At 32.8% G+C, this 18,993-nt stretch carries 19 protein-coding genes; 7 read left to right on the top strand and 12 right to left on the bottom strand.

Annotation, left to right across the window (positions count from 1 at the left end):
- Positions 1-14: 14 nt before the first annotated feature.
- Complete coding sequence (locus ABJM36_RS02885) at positions 15-1,160, bottom strand: M14 family zinc carboxypeptidase (RefSeq protein WP_348448984.1); 1,146 nt, start codon at positions 1,158-1,160, stop codon at positions 15-17.
- A 294-nt stretch (positions 1,161-1,454) separates the two neighbouring features.
- On the opposite strand from ABJM36_RS02885, the gene ABJM36_RS02880 reads away from it, so the two are divergent.
- The gene (locus ABJM36_RS02880; protein WP_348448982.1) at positions 1,455-1,829 is read left to right on the top strand and encodes a helix-turn-helix transcriptional regulator; all 375 of its coding nucleotides are present in this window, start codon (positions 1,455-1,457) and stop codon (positions 1,827-1,829) included.
- A gap of 38 nt (positions 1,830-1,867) precedes the next feature.
- The gene (locus ABJM36_RS02875; RefSeq protein ID WP_348448980.1) at positions 1,868-2,254 is read left to right on the top strand and encodes a hypothetical protein; all 387 of its coding nucleotides are present in this window, start codon (positions 1,868-1,870) and stop codon (positions 2,252-2,254) included.
- Between the two features lie 3 nt (positions 2,255-2,257).
- Here the strand turns inward: ABJM36_RS02875 and ABJM36_RS02870 are convergent, their stop codons facing one another.
- Together ABJM36_RS02870 and ABJM36_RS02865 are read right to left on the bottom strand one after the other, a co-directional pair.
- Positions 2,258-2,758, bottom strand: a complete 501-nt coding sequence (locus tag ABJM36_RS02870) for a hydrolase (protein ID WP_348448978.1) — start codon at positions 2,756-2,758, stop codon at positions 2,258-2,260.
- 12 nt (positions 2,759-2,770) lie between these two features.
- The gene (locus ABJM36_RS02865) at positions 2,771-3,532 is read right to left on the bottom strand and encodes an MBL fold metallo-hydrolase (protein WP_348448976.1); all 762 of its coding nucleotides are present in this window, start codon (positions 3,530-3,532) and stop codon (positions 2,771-2,773) included.
- A gap of 92 nt (positions 3,533-3,624) precedes the next feature.
- Here ABJM36_RS02865 and ABJM36_RS02860 point away from each other — a divergent pair, with 92 nt between their 5' ends.
- Positions 3,625-5,100, top strand: coding sequence for a TonB-dependent receptor (locus ABJM36_RS02860; protein ID WP_348448974.1), 1,476 nt, complete (start codon positions 3,625-3,627; stop codon positions 5,098-5,100).
- Positions 5,101-5,158: 58 nt separating this feature from the next.
- Here the strand turns inward: ABJM36_RS02860 and bcp are convergent, their stop codons facing one another.
- On the bottom strand, positions 5,159-5,614 hold the full coding sequence (gene bcp, locus ABJM36_RS02855; RefSeq protein ID WP_348448972.1) for a thioredoxin-dependent thiol peroxidase: 456 nt from the start codon (positions 5,612-5,614) through the stop codon (positions 5,159-5,161).
- Between the two features lie 34 nt (positions 5,615-5,648).
- Between bcp and nth the strand changes: the two genes are divergently transcribed.
- Positions 5,649-6,308 (top strand): endonuclease III, encoded by a 660-nt coding sequence (nth, locus tag ABJM36_RS02850; RefSeq protein WP_348448970.1) that lies wholly within the window; start codon positions 5,649-5,651, stop codon positions 6,306-6,308.
- Between the two features lie 31 nt (positions 6,309-6,339).
- Here the strand turns inward: nth and ABJM36_RS02845 are convergent, their stop codons facing one another.
- Together ABJM36_RS02845 and ABJM36_RS02840 are read right to left on the bottom strand one after the other, a co-directional pair.
- Positions 6,340-6,486: a hypothetical protein gene (locus tag ABJM36_RS02845; RefSeq protein ID WP_348448968.1), complete on the bottom strand. Its 147-nt coding sequence runs from the start codon at positions 6,484-6,486 to the stop codon at positions 6,340-6,342.
- Positions 6,487-6,544: 58 nt separating this feature from the next.
- Positions 6,545-7,129, bottom strand: coding sequence for a sigma-70 family RNA polymerase sigma factor (locus ABJM36_RS02840; RefSeq protein WP_348448966.1), 585 nt, complete (start codon positions 7,127-7,129; stop codon positions 6,545-6,547).
- A gap of 234 nt (positions 7,130-7,363) precedes the next feature.
- Between ABJM36_RS02840 and uvrA the strand changes: the two genes are divergently transcribed.
- Together uvrA and ABJM36_RS02830 are read left to right on the top strand one after the other, a co-directional pair.
- Positions 7,364-10,147 carry an excinuclease ABC subunit UvrA gene (uvrA, locus tag ABJM36_RS02835; protein ID WP_348448964.1) on the top strand — a complete coding sequence of 928 codons (2,784 nt, stop codon included), beginning with the start codon at positions 7,364-7,366 and terminating at the stop codon, positions 10,145-10,147.
- A gap of 397 nt (positions 10,148-10,544) precedes the next feature.
- Positions 10,545-11,090, top strand: a complete 546-nt coding sequence (locus ABJM36_RS02830) for a hypothetical protein (protein ID WP_348448962.1) — start codon at positions 10,545-10,547, stop codon at positions 11,088-11,090.
- 78 nt (positions 11,091-11,168) lie between these two features.
- Here ABJM36_RS02830 and ABJM36_RS02825 read toward each other — a convergent pair whose 3' ends face one another.
- From ABJM36_RS02825 to ABJM36_RS02815, 3 genes are all read right to left on the bottom strand, one after another.
- Positions 11,169-11,729 (bottom strand): carboxymuconolactone decarboxylase family protein, encoded by a 561-nt coding sequence (locus ABJM36_RS02825; protein ID WP_348448960.1) that lies wholly within the window; start codon positions 11,727-11,729, stop codon positions 11,169-11,171.
- Positions 11,730-11,797: 68 nt separating this feature from the next.
- The gene (locus ABJM36_RS02820; RefSeq protein WP_348448958.1) at positions 11,798-11,968 is read right to left on the bottom strand and encodes an AraC family transcriptional regulator; all 171 of its coding nucleotides are present in this window, start codon (positions 11,966-11,968) and stop codon (positions 11,798-11,800) included.
- Positions 11,940-12,146 carry a hypothetical protein gene (locus ABJM36_RS02815; RefSeq protein ID WP_348448956.1) on the bottom strand — a complete coding sequence of 69 codons (207 nt, stop codon included), beginning with the start codon at positions 12,144-12,146 and terminating at the stop codon, positions 11,940-11,942. Before ABJM36_RS02815 ends, ABJM36_RS02820 begins: the two co-directional genes overlap by 29 nt.
- Positions 12,147-12,338: 192 nt before the next feature.
- On the opposite strand from ABJM36_RS02815, the gene ABJM36_RS02810 reads away from it, so the two are divergent.
- Complete coding sequence (locus ABJM36_RS02810; RefSeq protein ID WP_348448954.1) at positions 12,339-13,598, top strand: hypothetical protein; 1,260 nt, start codon at positions 12,339-12,341, stop codon at positions 13,596-13,598.
- A 167-nt stretch (positions 13,599-13,765) separates the two neighbouring features.
- On the opposite strand, the gene ABJM36_RS02805 is transcribed toward ABJM36_RS02810, so the two are convergent.
- From ABJM36_RS02805 to ABJM36_RS02795, 3 genes are read right to left on the bottom strand one after another with little or no spacing between them, the layout of a single operon-like run.
- Complete coding sequence (locus ABJM36_RS02805; RefSeq protein ID WP_348448952.1) at positions 13,766-15,226, bottom strand: polysaccharide biosynthesis C-terminal domain-containing protein; 1,461 nt, start codon at positions 15,224-15,226, stop codon at positions 13,766-13,768.
- On the bottom strand, positions 15,226-16,524 hold the full coding sequence (locus ABJM36_RS02800) for a glycosyl transferase family 1 (protein ID WP_348448950.1): 1,299 nt from the start codon (positions 16,522-16,524) through the stop codon (positions 15,226-15,228). The genes ABJM36_RS02805 and ABJM36_RS02800 overlap by 1 nt, the downstream gene beginning before the upstream one ends.
- Positions 16,496-18,922 (bottom strand): YfhO family protein, encoded by a 2,427-nt coding sequence (locus ABJM36_RS02795; RefSeq protein ID WP_348448948.1) that lies wholly within the window; start codon positions 18,920-18,922, stop codon positions 16,496-16,498. The genes ABJM36_RS02800 and ABJM36_RS02795 overlap by 29 nt, the downstream gene beginning before the upstream one ends.
- Positions 18,923-18,993 lie beyond the last annotated feature (71 nt).

The raw sequence follows: 18,993 nt of genomic DNA, 5'->3' as shown, positions 1-18,993 counted from the left end.
ACTTATACTATGTTTTATTTCGATAAAAGCAATATTTTCTCATTATTTAATATCACGAAAACGTTTTCGTAACCAATTTTCAATAAACCACCTTCTGCATTATAAACTTCAACACCTTTAGCATCAATCTCTTTGTGTCCATAAACCCCTTTTAGCGCTTCAATTTTCTCAATTTTTGGCACAAACTCCACCCTATTATTAATTAATCGCTCTTGAAACAAAACACCTATATCCACTAAAACTCCATCAACCTTTGCATTCCTTATAATAACATCTAAAAAGCATTTCCCATTCTCTGGTATCGTAAAATAAGACTCATATGCACTACCTGTAACCTCTGTTGTAGCAATATAATCCAAGGAGGCTAAATAAGATATATAGATCAACTCACGCGTAACTTCCCTTCCATAATCATTTGCAGAATGTCCAGCTTCAAATAAAATGGTTGGAACATTTTCACTTTGAAAGGTGTCGCCAACGCAATTTATATTAAAAGCATCATCGTACACACCTACTTGCTCGGGTATAATATTTTGTAGTGTATTATTCATAACAGCAATAACCTCCATAGCAATTTTTCTATTAGGCGTAACTGTACACGCCGCGTCTTGTGCAGGTGCTAAAAAAGATACTGTTGCCAATTTATTTGTGTTTCCTGCACTGAAAATTGTCCGTTGTCCATGTAAATTATAACAAAAATGAGGCTTAAACGACTTAAAAGCTTCACGTAACACCATGCTTTCTGGTTGCGTTCTATTTTGAGCATCTCTATTTAAATCTACTTCATTGGCATTTATTCGTGTGTATGCTAAAGCACCATCAGGATTTAGAATAGGAATAATATATAAGGTACAAGCTTCTAAAATATAGTTTAGATTAGAATTCGTACTTAAAAGGCTATTTAAAAGGTCGAATAATGCTTTAGTAGTTGTCGATTCATTTCCATGCATTTGAGACCACATTAACAAGCGCTTTTTCCCGCTACCAATTTTTAAGGCATAAATTGGGTTTGATAAAACAGATTTACCAATAGTTTCTACTTGAATATGTTTAGATAATTTTTCCAGCAAAGGCTCAATGTCTTTATTGGTAATATATCGATGAGATAATTGTTCTTCTTTATGTTGTAAGTACAACGCTTTAATATCTTCTAATTGCATCTTGCTAATTTTGTGTACACAAATGTAAACAATTACTTTTTTACATTTGTAAACAATAAAACACGACTAATTGTTTACAATAATCAACAAAAAAACATTTTTTAAATTGATTTTAATCAACAAAAAAACATTAAACACATAAAAACAATATAATATCCTATAAAACAGTATTTTACTGCACTCTATATGAACTAAAACTTAAACAAATACAACGATTACAATACAATATGTTTCTTGATTTCAAGTTAAATTGTTACATTTGTAACACTGTTTCACCTTAGTTTACAATTTACAATGATAAACACAGAAGATTTTATAAAAAGACTACAAAAAGTTATAGATTACTATGGTGAGTCCGCATCTTCTTTTGCCGAAAAGATTGGCGTACAACGCTCAAGTATTTCACATATATTATCAGGAAGAAACAAGCCAAGTTTAGACTTTATTTTAAAAGTACTTTCCGCCTTCCCCGAGGTAGATTTGTATTGGCTATTTAATGGCAAAGGCTCTTTTCCATCTGAAGAAAAAACAAAAGAACCTACTCCACAAAACATCGCGCCAACGAGTCCAATTCCAAAATTACCACCAATGGAAAGCGATGAAAACAAAACAATAGAACGCATTGTTGTATTTTATTCTGACGGAAGTTTTAAAAACTACGAAAATTGATAATATAGTTTAGTAGCTTTGTAGTTAAATTAACTACCATGCGCTTATCACTTCTTTTAATCCTATTATGTAGCATAACAGGCTGCTACAAAACCACTAGAAACTGCAAAGACTATAAAACAGGAACATTTCGTTTTGATTACATGGTTGATGGTGTTGCAAAAAGCGGAAACTTTAAACGAACTGAACGCTATAGTATTAATTTTTACGACGGAAAAACAGATAGCTCCGAAGTAAAGTGGATAAATGATTGTGAGTTTGTATTGTATAAAATAAACCCTAAGTCTATCGCAGAGAAAGACCCTATTCATATGAAAATACTAACCACTACGGATAGCTCTTACACCTTTGAATACGCCAAAGCATCCTTTAACGAAGGCGAACCTAAACGAAAAGAAAAAGGAACAGCTATTAAAATAGACTAGAACTTAATCAAAAGGGTATAAAAAATGTTCAACTAACTGGAATTTCAACTGCTTCTTTTCAGTTATTTCATAGGTTAACAGAACTTCTCCCCAATATTGACCATCGGAAAAATCGGCTATAATCCATTTATGATTTAGCATTTTTACAGTATTAATCAGCATTTTTCTACCTTCACCAGAAGCATACGGTATTATTGGATGCTCGCCTTTCACCTCATTTAGTTTATAAAGTTCATCCTTAATAAACGGAATCAATTCATCTATTTTATACCCATCATTTTCAAAATAACTAATAGCGTCTTCATTTCGATATAGATTAAAATGTGATAATTCTAAAATATCATTCTGCAAAACAGCTACAGAATCCTTATATTTCTTAAGCAATGTATTACTTGTTACGAGCTGCTTATCAATATCCTCAAAAATTCGTTTTGAGCTAACATATTGAAACAACACTAAAAGTGCTGCAAACACAAATAAATACATAAAAATTCTCTGCTTCATTATAACTTTTATTTAAACTGTTATTTTTAATCCGTCGTAAGCCAAAAACACATGGTCTGGCAATTTTTTTTCAACCTCGTCATGAAAACCCAATAAATGACTAATATGTGTTAAATAAGCTTTTTCCGGATTAACTTTATTTATAAACTCTAAAGCTTCCTCTAAGTTAAAATGCGAGTGATGCGGCTCAATCCGCAAAGCATTAACTACCAAAACCTTTACGTTTTTAATTTTTTCAATTTCTTTATCTGAAACTGTTTTCATATCTGTTAAATACGCAAAATTCTTAAACCTAAAACCAAAAACTTGTAATTCATGATGCTTCCCATTTACAGGAATCACCTTTAAGTTTTTCAATTTAAACGGCTTATTTTTCAATCTATGCGTAACGACTTCAGGTGCTCCCGGATACCTGTTTTCTTTTTTAAAAACATAATCAAATCGTTTTTTTATTGATTTTAAAACACGTTTATGCCCATAAATTGGAATATCGCCTTGCTTAAAATAAAATGGCCTGATATCATCCAATCCCATTACATGATCGGAATGCTCATGCGTAAATACAATACCATCAATCCGCTTTACATTTTCTCTAAGCATTTGACATCTAAAATCTGGTCCGCAATCCACAACATAACTAAACGCATCCCATTCAACCAAAACAGAAACACGTAAACGCTTATCTTTCGGGTTTTCACTTAAACAAACTGGATGATCGCTTCCTATAATTGGAACGCCTTGAGAAGTACCGGTACCTAAAAAAGTAATTTTCAAAAATTTTAAGTTTTTACAAAAATAAGTTTATTTTTTTGTTTGCTACACTTATTTGATACCTTTGTAGATACAAGACGTAACCTATAAACATTATGGAAATAACCATCACTGGAGATAAAGAGTTTGACGATATCCCATCGTTAAAGTCTAAGGCATTAAAAATCAACCTAAACGCAAACATTTACGGAACCTTTGCAGAAATTGGCGCGGGACAAGAAACCTGTCGTCATTTTTTTAGAGCCGGCGGTGCCTCAGGTACTATAGCTAAAGCCATGTCTGCTTACGACAAAGATTTTAGTGATGCCATTTATGGTGCCGAAGACGACGGAAGATACGTAACCGAAGCGCGTTTAAGAAAAATGCTTGCTCACGAAATGGACCTTATGGAAAATCGGTTAACACGTGAAAAAAATCCGAATAAAATATTTTTCACCTATGCTAATACAGTGGCTACCATTGATTTTGCAAAGCAATTTAAAGGTCATGGATGGGTAGGTATAAAATACCAAGTTGAAGCTGGAGCTGAGTACAACGAAATAATCCTGCATTTACGTTTTAAAGAAACCGATGCACGACTGCAACAAGAAACTCTTGGTGTATTAGGTACAAATTTAATTTATGGTGCATTTTATAAGTATAATGAACCTAAAAAGTTATTACGTTATTTATACGATCATCTAGATAAAGACCAACTGGAAATTGATACCATCAATTTTTCAGGACCAGTTTTTAAAGATATTGACAACCGATTAATGAGCTTACAACTTGTTAAAAACGGCATGACGGACGCCGTAATGTTTGGTCCAGACGGAACCAACGTTTTACCGGCACGTGTATTTTACAAGAAAAACATTTTAGCACTTAGAGGAAGCTTTAGACCGGTAACCAAAGTAAACATGGCTATGTATGAAAAATCATATAAAATGTTTATTAAGGAAAACAAGGTTGATGAAAAGAAAACGGTTGTTGTTTTTGAAATTACACTCTCCAATTTAAGAGCAGAAGGCGAAATTGACGAACAAGATTTTATAGATCGCGCAGATTTATTATGCTCTCTAGGACAATCCGTTATGATATCCAATTTCCAAGAATACTTTAAGGTAGTTGAATACTTTTCTAACTACACAAAAGCAAGAATGGGATTAGCCATGGGAGTTAGTAATTTAATCGATATTTTTGACGAAAAATACTATCGCCATATGAGTGGTGGCATACTTGAAGCTTTTGGTAAATTGTTCTTTAAAGATTTAAAAGTCTACTTGTATCCAATGAAGGACACCGAAACGGGAGAACTTATAACCAGTGAAAATTTAAAAGTTTATCCACGTATGAAAGAACTTTATAAATTCTTTAAATACAACGGTAAGGTTATCGATATTGAGGATTATGATGAAAGCATCATGAATATATTCTCTAGAGAGATTTTAAGAAAAATTTCCCAAGGTGAAAAAGGTTGGGAAGACATGGTTCCTGAAGGTACAGCCGAATTAATTAAGGACTACAGATTGTTTGGCTATACAAGACGTCCATTAACACTAAGTAGAAATATAACTAGGAAGAAAAAATAAAAATTAAAAAACGGCTATTTATACAAATAGCCGTTTTTTTTTATTCTGTAAACGCAAATTAGTTTTCTAAAATTTGTGCAGCATGATCTTTAGTTTTTACTTTTTCAATAACACGATCTACAACCCCCTCTTCGTTAATTAAAAAAGTCATTCTATGAATTCCATCATATTCTCTACCCATAAACTTTTTTGGCCCCCAAACACCAAACGCATTAATTACCGTTTTATCTTCATCGGCTAAAAGCGGAAATGGAAATTCATGTTTATTTTTAAAATTCGATTGTCTTTTTGCTGAATCTGCACTTACACCTAACAATTCATAGCCTTGGGCTTTAAGTTCTGCATAATTATCTCTTAAATTACAAGCCTCAACCGTACAACCCGGCGTACTTGCCTTAGGATAAAAAAACACAATAAGTTTTTTTCCTTTATAATCGCTCAACGAAATATCAATTCCCTGCTCATCTTTTGCCGTAAAATTAGGAACGGCATCACCTTGTTTTAGTGTATTCATAGTCTTAACTTTGATTTTTACAAAAATACAATTTATGACTAAAAAAGAGAAGGTTAACTATGTTATTAACACGTTATACAAACTTTATCCAGAAATACCAATTCCATTAGACCATAAAGACCCTTACACCCTGTTAATAGCTGTTTTACTATCAGCACAATGTACTGATGTTCGCGTAAACCAAATAACACCTTTGCTTTTTGAACGGGCTGACAACCCTTTTGATATGGTTAAAATGTCGGTAGAAGAAATTAAAGAAATTATTAGACCTTGTGGTTTATCACCTATGAAAAGCAAAGGTATTTACGGCTTATCAAAAATATTAATTGAAAAACACAATGGTCAAGTGCCGCAAAGTTTTGATGCTTTAGAGGAATTACCAGCGGTTGGGCACAAAACAGCAAGTGTGGTTATGTCTCAAGCTTTTGGGGTCCCTGCGTTTCCGGTAGATACTCATATTCACAGACTAATGTACCGCTGGAACTTAACTAATGGAAAAAACGTGACACAAACCGAAAAAGATGCTAAACGTTTATTCCCTAAAGAATTATGGAATGATTTACATCTTCAAATTATTTGGTACGGTAGAGAATATTCTCCAGCAAGAGGTTGGGATTTAGAAAAAGATATTATCACTAAAACAATTGGTAGACAATCGGTATTAGACGCGTATTACAAAACTAAAAAGTCCTGATATATAAATATTTACCAGGACTTACTTAAATTTAATTTAGAAGTGCTTCAAACTTCATGTTTTTACATTTTATAACACTTAAAGCTTTTGAGTAATTTAGAAGAAAATCAACCGTTTCTTCTTTTGGTTCAAGATTTTCTATATTATTTAAAGAATTTTCAGAGTAAATTTTTTCCATTTTATCTATTTAAAAGGTTAATTCAAATAGAAAACGAAACATTATTTACTTTATTGCATTAATTGGTTAATACTATATTATGCTTATCTATAATTTTACGTAAATTAATAAGAGCATAACGCATTCTCCCTAAAGCAGTATTAATACTTACCCCGGTTCTTTCTGATATTTCCTTAAAACTCATATCATTATAAATACGCATCATAAGCACCTCTTTTTGGTCATCAGGTAGCGCGTCAACCAATCGCCTTACATCATTCGCCACCTGTTCTTTAATAATCGTTTTCTCAGCATTCAAACTATTATCGCTTAATACAGAAAAAATACTAAACTCACCTGTATTATCAAATTTAGGCATGCGGCTGTTTTTTCTAAAAAAATCAATTACTAAATTATGAGAAATTCGCATTACCCATGGTAAAAACTTACCTTCTTCATTATAAGCACCACGTTTTAGGGTACGAATAACTTTAATAAAAGTATCTTGAAAAATATCTTCAGCAACATCTCTGTCGTATACTTTTGAATAAATAAAACTGTAAATTCTCTGTTTGTGCCTTTTAATTAAAATTTCTAATGCGCTTTCATCACCTTTAATGTAATTACTTACTAGAGTCGCATCCGTATTAAGTTCTTGTTGCATAATGTTCACTTTTAATGCACGAGATAAAACCTCGTTACTTGGGGGTTATTAAGTTTAAAAGTAATTTTATGCTATAGATACGTGTTTATGAAGTTTTTATAAGTATCAAATATAACAACAATCGTTCCTAAAAAACAATAAATCGTATTTTTTTTAACTATTTATTCGACAAACGGTTATTTTTTATGCTCGTCCACTTGTATTATCTTTACAAATTATTTCCATAAATATCCTATGAACACTAATCTTTCCGAAGTTAACCCAAAAGAAAACATCATTATAAAAGGGGCAAAATTGCATAACCTAAAAAATATCGATGTTGTTATTCCTAGAAATAAATTAGTGGTTATAACAGGGTTGTCAGGCTCAGGGAAATCAAGTTTAGCTTTCGACACGCTTTATGCCGAAGGTCAGCGACGCTATGTAGAAAGTCTATCTAGTTATGCGCGTCAATTTTTAGGGCGATTAAACAAACCGAAAGTAGATTATATAAAAGGCATTGCTCCTGCTATTGCCATAGAACAAAAAGTAAATTCTACAAATCCACGTTCTACAGTAGGTACTACTACCGAAATTTACGATTACTTAAAGCTTTTATTTGCTAGAATCGGTAAAACCTTCTCACCTATTTCTGGTTTAGAAGTTAAAAAAGATACTGTTACAGACGTTCTAGAGTACATAAAGGCATTCCCCGAAAGAGAAAAACTTCTCCTCCTTGCTCCTATTTACTTAGAAGAAGGACGGACCATAGAAGACAAATTAAAAACATTACAACAGCAAGGTTACGCACGTATAAAAGTTAAGGACGAAGTTTTAAGAATTGACGAGGTCCAATCTATTTCCAAAAAAGACAATATATTACTGGTAGTAGATAGAATTATTACTAAAAAAGAAGAAGATTTCTATAATCGACTAGCAGACGCTGTACAAACCGCTTTTTTTGAAGGTAAAGGCGAATGTATTATCGAAACCTTAAACGACCACAAACAACGTCAATTTAGTAATAAGTTCGAATTAGATGGAATTAACTTTTTAGAACCTAACGTACATTTATTCAGCTTCAACAACCCTTACGGTGCATGCCCAAAATGTGAAGGTTATGGTGATATTATTGGGATTGATGAAGATTTAGTTATTCCTAATACCGGGCTTTCTGTATACGAAAGTGCCATTTTTCCTTGGCGAGGCGAAAGCATGAGTTGGTATAAAGACCAGCTAGTAAATAACTCACATAAATTCGATTTTCCAATTCACAAACCTTTTTTTGAGTTAAGTACGGAGCAAAAACAATTAATTTGGACAGGAAACAAATATTTTGAAGGCTTAAACTCATTTTTTGCCGAGTTAGAATCTAAAGCCTATAAAATTCAAAACCGCGTTATGCTATCACGTTACCGCGGAAAAACTAAATGTAAAACCTGTAATGGCAAACGGTTACGTATTGAAGCAGATTATGTAAAAATAGCGGGAGCCACACTTACCGATTTGGTAGAAATGCCTATAGAAAAACTTACTGCATTTTTTAAAGAACTAGAACTAAACGACTACGATACTCGAATTGCAAACCGATTATTAAAGGAAATAAATAACAGGTTATCATTTTTAACCAATGTTGGATTAGATTATTTAACGCTAAACAGAAAATCCAATACCCTTTCTGGTGGTGAAAGCCAACGTATAAACCTTGCAACATCACTAGGAAGCAGCTTGGTGGGTTCCATGTATATTTTGGACGAGCCTAGTATTGGACTACACCCTAAAGATACCGAACGCCTTATTTCAGTTTTAAAATCCTTGCGCGATTTAGGAAATACGGTTATTGTGGTGGAACATGACGAGGATATTATGAAAGCCGCCGAATACATTATCGATATCGGCCCCGAAGCAGGAACTTTTGGTGGGCATGTGGTTGCAGATGGCACCTATACCGATATTTTAGCATCACAATCCTTAACAGCCAAATATTTAAACGAAGAGCTAAAAATTGAGGTCCCAAAGACAAGAAGAACCTCAAAATACCATGTGGATATCATTGGCGCTCGCGAAAACAACCTAAAAAACATCAACGTTAGCTTTCCTTTAGGCATGCTAACCGTAATTACAGGAGTTTCAGGTAGCGGAAAAAGTACCTTAGTAAAAAAAATATTGTTCCCTGCACTTCAAAAAAAACTTACCGATTTTGGAGATAAACCAGGACAGTTTACAGAACTAAATGGCAATTTTAGCAACATAAATCACATCGAATTTGTCGATCAAAATCCAATTGGACGCTCTTCAAGATCCAATCCGGTTACCTACATCAAAGCCTACGACGATATTCGTGCTCTGTTTTCTAAACAAAAATTAAGCACCATAAGAAATTACCAAGCAAAACACTTTTCGTTTAACGTAGATGGCGGACGTTGTGAAACTTGCAAGGGTGAAGGTCAAGTAACCATTGAAATGCAATTTATGGCCGATGTGCATCTAGAATGCGAAACCTGTAAAGGAAAACGCTTTAAAAAAGAAGTACTAGAAGTTACATTTGCCGATAAAAATATAGACGATATTTTAAACGCCACTATCGACGATGCCATTACATTTTTTGAAGCAACAGAGCAAACCAAAATTAAAAATAAACTACAACCACTACAAGATGTTAGCTTAGGCTATGTCACATTAGGCCAAAGCTCATCAACGCTTTCTGGTGGCGAAGCGCAACGTATTAAATTGGCTTCGTTTTTAGGAAAAGGAAACAATAAAGAAAAAGCTCTATTCATTTTCGATGAACCTACAACCGGATTGCATTTTCACGATATTCAAAAGCTATTAAAATCCTTTAACGCCCTTATTGCAAAGGGCCATTCCATCATTGTTGTAGAGCATAATATCGATTTAATTAAATGCGCCGATCATATTATCGACCTGGGTCCTACAGGCGGCGAAAAAGGCGGAAATTTAGTAGCAACGGGGACTCCAGAGGAAATTTCTAATATTAAAGCATCTCAAATAGGTAAATATTTAAAGGAAAAACTATAATTATTTTTAATTATTTGAGCATTACCACAAGGGTCGGGCTTTCACAAGTCGCTCTCTTCGAGGAGCTCCAACAATTGCTCAATCCCTAACGCACCAATCAGCAAAGTTTCAGTTTAAACCTATAAACTAATACTTTATACTTAATTATTTTCTACAAAAGTGCATCTCCGAATACGACTTCTTCAATAAAAAAAGTAAACTCTTCTTAATAAACACAACAACCCTATTTTAACTCAAAAACGCAACAGATTAAAATCCAACTAATTAACATTAAAAACATTGTTAATACTAAGTTAATACAGTCATGCACCCTATTTTTTGGCACGTAAATTGAAAATATCAATCCAAAGCGAAAGCCGAAAAGCTAAAGAGTAGGCCAAAAGAAAATCCTAAAATTATGAAAAGAGTATTATTAGTATGCGCAAGTTTGTTGATAGGATTAACAACTGCATCAGCAACAGAAACCAATAAGAATAAAGCAACAACAAAGTTAGAAAAGAGTAAAAGTAATCACCTATCGCAACCTATTAAGTTTATCGAAAATGGTGTCGAATTTTTAATTTTTTCAAATGGTAGATTTGAATTTAACGCAAAAAATTCAAAACACCTCTATAACACATCATATAGTAGAGATACACGCAGAAACCATATCAATGCTAACTACCGAGGTCCAAACGCCAACATACAATACACCTACTTCCCTAGTAAAAACTTAACAATAACCAGAGATAGAACCGGTAAGGTAAAACGTATAGGTCTTGTAAACATAAATTATGATCGCTACGGACGTATAACTCGCGCAGGCACTGTTAATATGAGCTACGAAAGAGGAAAACATGGCGATTTAAAAAAAGTTGGTGGATTAAAAGTGGAATATAACCGTAACGGGCATATTGTTAAAACACGGGGACAAGTAAAATATTACAATAATTATAAAAGATAATTTTTTTGAGATTAGTTTGTTTAGTTAAAGATAAAAACCTCAAAGTTGTAAGGCTTCGAGGTTTTTTATTTATAATATTTATTCTTCAATATCCTTACCTACTTCAAAAGGCTTCAACTCATCATTAATTATATTTTCTGTAATATGGTTAATATAATTACTAATCGTTTTAATGGAAATTCCAACTATAAGTTCCATAACATTTTCAGGAGAAAATCCTTGCTCATAAAACGTCGCCAAATCTTCTGCTTTAACATTCCCACGAGTCACCGTTATTTTTTGAGATATTTCTACCAAGGCACCTAATCGAACATCTGGCAACGTCTTCCCTTTTCTAATAGCATTAATAATAGTTGATGAAATTCCATTTGCTTTTGATGCTCTTGAGTGGGCCGCAGTACAGTAATCACATTTGTTCACAACACTTACCGCTAACATGATTACATGTTGCTCGCCTACAGAAAAACTTGTATCGTTAAAAATTTTAGACAGATTTATATAAGCGTCCAAAGCTGCTGGCGCACCAGACATATACCTAAAAAGATTAGGAAGCATGCCGTATTTTTTTTGCCCATATTCTAAATTGGCCTTTGATGCTTCAGGAGCTGTTTCTAAGGTATGTTTTACAAATTGTTTCATTTTCTTTGTGTTTATTAATTATGATACAAAGCTACAGGGATCAACACGCCCAAACAATGGATAAAGGTTCACAACTTAGACAATCTGTATTCGGAAGGCGACATACCTGTCTTATTTTTAAATATTCTACTAAAATAGTATTCATCCTGGTAATTCATCTCTAAAGCAATTTCTTTAATGTTCTTGTCGGTGTCTATTAATAGGTCTTGGCTATAAGAAATTTGCTTTTGCAGTAACACTTGACATGGCGGTGGTGCATCGTTTTTTTTTAGATAATTTACTTAAATACTTAGGCTTTAAACCTAGTTGTGCTTCATAAAACGAAATATCGTGCTCTTCAAGAAAGTGTCTATTTATTAATTCGTTAAATTTTCTAATAATTTCCATTTTTTCAGAATTACTTTTAATTAAAGTCATTTATAAACTAACCACCTTACATTATAAATGCTAAGTTCTATGTTTTTTTTGTTGAAACTCTAATTAAACCACCAATATTTCACAACAGATTTCATTTATTTCGTCAATGTTTACAAGGCTTCAAACCTGGTATTTTTTTTTTGGCACGATGGTTGTAATTACAAAAACAGTAACCCATAAAAAATTACAATTATGAATAAGTTTATATTTTTATTAGCAGGATTACTCCTATTAGGCTTTACTGCTAATGCAGCCAATACTGAAACAAATGCAAATGAATCAACAACATATTATGGAGGTTATAGCAACTCTTTCATATTTAATGTAGATGGTGTAGAGTTTTCTGTTTTTAGAGATGGACAATTCGATTTCAATTTAATTAGAAACAATTCAACCTTTGGTGTAAATATCAATACCCGCAACGTAAATATTAGCTTTAATTCAGGTTACGATTATAACGCTTACGTACAATACGATGAGTTTGGAGCCATTATTCAAATTGAAAATATCCCTATTTATTATGACTATTACGGTCGTATTAGTCAAGCAGGAAACGTTAACATTTATTACAACAATTTTGGTTATATAAATCGTATTGGTGGCTTAAATGTATATTACAGGAACAATGTGTTTTCTCACTACACGGGGTATATCAATATTTACAACAGAAGTTATGTTTACAGACCATGGCACAGATATTACAGCATCCCTGCTAGAGATTACTGTGTGGTTTACAACAGACCATATAGACAATATTATAATCCGGTACGTTATACATACAGCAGACCATTTTACAACAATTACAGACCAAGAACCGCTATTGCAACTAGAAGAGGAAATATTATTTCTAGAAACAGAAGTTATGCAACAGTAAATAGAAGTAAAAAAAATATAAGGCAAGTTAATAGAAGTACGACCTTTAGAAGATCTGTTGCTAGTACCAACACAACCGCAAGACGCATTAATAATACTGCAAGCAGAAACACCAGAACTAATAGTGATGTAAAAAGACAAACAAGCAGACGTGCTAATAGCACAACAAATAGCAATTCAAGAAGAACTACATCGCCTACCGCAAAGCGGGAAATATCCAAAAGAGAACCTATAAGAACAACAACTTCTAGAAATAATTCTCAAATAAATAATAGCAGAAGAACCTCTAGAAACACAAATAACATCAGTAATAGAACGAGTTCAAGAATTAATACAGTGGCAAGTAATCAAAAAACTACAACAGTTCAAAAACCAAAAACCACAATTACTCGTACATATAATAGAAACAATAATAATACTAGAAATACTCAAGTAGCTCAACGTACTGTAAGTAAGCCTAAATCAACGTTACAACGCACTGTATCTAAGTCAGCTCAAAACAGAACACCAAAAGCAACGCAAAATAGAAGTAATTCTAGCAATAATACAAGATCGACATCCACAAGAAGACGATCATAACAATTTTGGTTGGTTAGTTTGAAAATCCCTACGGAAAGTTCGCCTCAAAGCAGCTTCGTGGGGGTTTTCTTTTTAAGTAGGTTTTAGTCATTTCTGAGGAGGCCGAAATCTCCTTTTTTTAACACCCTCGTTAAAATTGTTTTCGCTACCGCGGAAATACCAAACACTTACTTAAACTTTAAATACTTTTTTATAACCATTGAAATGTCATCAGATAAATTAAATCTATAGATTACAAAAACATAAACCATGGTAATTAAAATCGATTTTATCCCAATATTTACAATGGGATGAAAAGGAAACTCCCAGAAATAAAACAATAAAGCACTTACCAACAAAAGTAGTCCAATTTTAAAGGTAGATAGTGTAAACGGAAACATTTTAAATTTCCTGTAAACAAAATACAGTTTAATCGAATTATAAAGAAAAACTGCAATAAACGTAGCTATTGCAGCACCATTTATTCCATAAAGAGGTATAAATACAATATTTAATAATATCATGACGGCAATAATAACGACGCCAATAATCAATACTAACTTATAATAATCACTATTAAAAAGAATTGCATTATTACTTCCTAATAACGAATCGTAAAGTTTAGAAACACTAATTAAAAGCACAACATACAAACCCACACTGTATTCCTCATCTATAATAAGATATAATTGGTTTATATTTAAGATAATTAATAAAAAAATTAAACCACCTACTACAAACAAACTTAACGAGCTCCGTTTATATAAATCCGCCAAAGCGCGGAAATCTTTGTCATTTAAATATTTAGCCGACATTGGTGATAGTAATTGATGCATAGCACGTTGGGGCACCGCTATTACCGTCGAAATAAAAATAGCTACATTGTAATAGGCAATATTTCGCATCGGATTAAGGTATTGCCCCATCATAACTTTATCAATATCTAAAAGCTGAGTAGCTATTAATCCAGCAACAATAATTAATGCGGAATACTTTAAAATTTTACTTAACCCACTTACTTTTTTAAATGTAATTACTGGAAACTTTATACTAAAGGCATAAATTTTCATAACTAACATTCGTAAAACATAAACCACTACAAGTCCAACCATAAATTGCTCTAAACTAATAACCTCAAAATGAAGTGCAAATAAAAGCAACATGGTCCCTACCCTATGAAAGACTTCTTTCATGAAATTACCAAAGACCGTTTGCATTTGCACTTTTGCCCAAGCAAAAAACACTTCAAAATAAGCCAAAGCAATCGCTATTATAAAGGTGTGCCATAAATAACCTTTTATTATTTCGTTTTCACTCGATAAAAAATCAGCAATAGCATCATGACTAAAATAGACAATCAATACTAATGGTAGTATAAGACAAATAGGCAATATTAGCATAAGCGTTAAAAAGCTATTTAGTGCCACTCTTGTTTTGAATGTAGAATAGAATTTAACCAAAGTGTTATGCATACCAAAAGACATTAATGGCATAATAACATAAGCCAAGGAAAGCATATAGCCAACCATGCCGTAATAATCATCGGTTAAAAATTCGGTATAAAGAAATAATGTATTTATAGCGCCAATAAAAAACCCTAAATAGGTTGAAATAATATTCTTAAAGGATTGTGTTGCAACGACGCCCATTATAATAAATTAGCTAAGGATTTAGTGAGCGCTTTTCTATGATACTTTTGCAAACCAATTGGATGTGATTGCAACTCATTATTACGAAAAGCCTTATAATGCTCTAAGATAATTCTTTTTAACGAGTCATAATGATCGTAATTAAAATAGTGCCCCGTATTCGTCTCTTGAATGATTTTTTGGACATCAGACTCTTTGGGACCAATTGCCACAATCGGTCTATTTGAAACCATATACTCAAACAACTTACCAGGAACAATACACTTCGTATCTTCCGAATCTATTTCTATTAACAACAAAATTTGAGACTGTTTTTGATATCTAACAGCCTCTTTATGCGATACGTAACCAATATTATTTATATAATCACTTAAACCATGATTCTTAATAGAATCTAACACTTTATTACTAACAAATCCAACAAAATTTAGTTGTAGGTTTTTAGCAAAACTTGAGTTTTCGGCAACCAAATCCTTAAGTACTTGCCAAAATATTTCCGGATTTCGTTTCGATAATAAAGAGCCAATATGAGACAAAGTAAACCTAGAATCCATATTAAAATCTATTTGAGCTTCGTTATCATAGCCATTTGTAATAACCTCGATAGGTTTATTAGTTAGTGCTTGAAATTCCTTTTTAGTAGTAAAACTTGTAACTATAATTTGATCTGTAGTATTTAAAACTTGTTTCTCTAAAGCTTTATGTTTAGCCGCAGAACTAGGCATTAACTTTAATTGTTTATGATAACCAATAGTTGTCCATGGATCTCTAAAATCGGCTAACCAATTTACATCTAGCCTTTGTTTTAACTCTAGACCAATAAGGTGCACACTATGTGGTGGCCCCGTAGTAATAATAGATTCAATATTTTCTTTTTTTATATAATCTGCAAGAAAGGATACTGATGGCTTCACCCAGCCCACTCTAGCATCTGGAATAAAAAAATTTCCTCGCACAAAAAGCATAACCTTTTCAATTAACGACTGCTCCTTCTCGTTGGAAATAATCCCCTTACTAATGGTATTCGATGACTTTTTCGAGAATAAACCCGCCCATTTATAAGGTTCACTTATGGGGTATTTAATGATAGTTGCGCTATCTGATACTTCAAGCTTCAAACTTTTATCAACAATAGGGTAATTAGGATTTTCTGGAATAAAAACGATTGGATCGATATTGAAATCTGGTAAATATTTAACAAACTTCAACCAACGTTGTACACCAGGCCCCCCAGCAGGTGGCCAATAGTACGTTATAATTAGCGTTTTTTTAGACACTTTTATTTTTCTTAAACTCATAAAACAAACCACCAAGTATTAATAAACCTAATAAAATGGAGCTAGCTAATGTTATTTTACTACCCGTTTTAACCACGTCTGGATCAAACTTAAATTCTATAGTATGTACTCCCTTAGGAATTTGCATGCCACGTAAAACATAGTTTACTCGCATATGATTTGTTTCTTTTCCATCGATAAAAGTTTTCCAACCTTTAGGATAATAAATCTCAGAGAACACCGCGAAACCATCGTTTAAGTTATTCGTTTCATATTTTAAGTAGTTAGGGGTAAACGCTTTTAAATTAATACTCGCCAAAGAATCTACGACATACCTACCTTTAATATTACCATCTAATAATTCCGGCCTCATATAAACCGCCTTATTTTTAGAATCTAAACTATCTAAAGCTTTAATTTCATCGTTAGCCGATTTTACTTCTTCCAAAGTACTTATAAACCAAGCATTACCGTTTGTACTTTCGTTTTTATAAGGAAAAGCTCCTCCCTCTTCATCCTGTGCCACAATATATTTAGCATTCAACATATTAAGCACATTAATGTTGTTTCTAGAAATATAAAAATCGAATACTTCACGATAACGTCTTAACTCAGCAGCATTATAGCCATTTAAAGAATTATGGTAATATGACGGCTTTGACGGACCCGAAACTAAATCATAAACACGATAATGACTCTTATCATTCAAAATATACTTATCAACCTCACTAGCTTGGAAAGGTTTACTCATCTTAATTCCAGAAACGAAATCGTCATTATTCACATAACGCCTATCAACACCCACTAAATCAAAAAGAATCAATACCGTAAAAGCTACAATAACCCATTTTTCTTTTAATTTATCTGTTAGAAAGAAATAAATAGTACCTGCCGATAATAATACTAAAATTAAAGTTCTAATAGTATCTGCTGTAAACATTGCTTTTCTATCCATTTTTAAGGCATCAACAAAATCTTGACCATAATTTTGACGATAAAAACCATCGTTTACACCAACAAAATCAAATAAAGACGATTTAAATAACAAAAATATCAAAGCCAAACCAGCCGTAATACCTGCCGAATACATTAAGGCTTTAAGCTTAACATCTTTACTTTCATGGTCATTAAACAGTCTCACTAACCCAAAAATAGCTAAAGCCGGCACGCATAATTCCAAAATTACCTGAATAGAGCTAACTGCACGGAATTTATTATATAGCGGCACAAAATCAATAAACAAATCTGTTAAAAAGCCTAAATTCTTTCCGTAGGACAATAATAAAGACAGCAATGTGCCGCCAACAAGCCACCATTTTAAACGCCCCTTTACCAAAAACAATGCAAAAACAAATAAAAATAAAATAACCGCCCCAACGTAAGCAGGCGCCTCAACAATAGGTTGATCGCCCCAATATGTTGGCGCACGCTTAGCTTCTTGTGCTGCTTGAGTTGTGGTTGCTCCTAGTTTCCTAAATGCTTCGTAGGTTGCAGATTCTTTACCAACATCTTCTGAGTTTCCACCCCCAGTAAAACGAGGTATAAATAAATTAAAGGTCTCTACTATGCCATAACTAAACTGGGTTATATAATCGCGATCTAAACCATTTGTGATTTCTTTAGGCGAACCATCGGGATTAATAGTAAGTTCGCTTTTACCACGTTTACTTTCTTTAACATATTCACTTGTTGCTAAAAAGTTAGTAGCATTTAATGCTACCGATAAAACCACTGCAGCAACTAAAATCCCAACAGATTTAAAGTAATGAGGCAACATTTGTTTTTTGTAAGCATCTACTAAATAAGCAATTCCTAATATGATAACTAGAAACATAAGATAGTACGTCATTTGAAAATGATTAGACACTAACTCTAGTCCCATTGCAATAGTAGTTAGCAAAAAACCAATGATATATCGTTTTTGAAAAACCAATAAAATACCACTTAAAACCAATGGCATATATGCAATAGCATGCGCTTTACTATTATGCCCAACTCCTAAAATTATAATTAAATAGGTAGAAAACCCAAAGGCTAGTGCGCCTAAAGCTGCAAGTTTAAAATCAACTTTTAACACCAATAGAAACACATAAAAGCTTAATAAATACAGAAATAAATAATCTGCCGGACGTGGCAGAAACCGTAAGCTTAAATCTAATTTTTTAATGTAGTTATGCGGATATTTTGCACCCAATTGATACGTAGGCATCCCTCCAAAAGCACTATTGGTCCAATACGTTTCTTCCCCTGTTTTGGCTTTAAAGTCTTTTTGCTGTTTACTCATGCCAATATACTGCACAATATCATTTTGATAAATAGCTTCTCCCTTTAAAACAGGACTAAAATATGCTAGTGAAATGACTATAAAACCTAATAAAACTAATACGTGGGGTAAGAATTTTTTAATTGACAATGGCATGAATCGTATTTAAAAAAATGATTCTGAAAAATAGTTATAATTTTTCAGAATTAAGAATGATGAGAATACTA

The organism is Algibacter sp. (assembly GCF_039977455.1).
GTDB lineage: Bacteria > Bacteroidota > Bacteroidia > Flavobacteriales > Flavobacteriaceae > Algibacter_B.
This window is presented reverse-complemented; position numbering and strand designations above follow the sequence as displayed.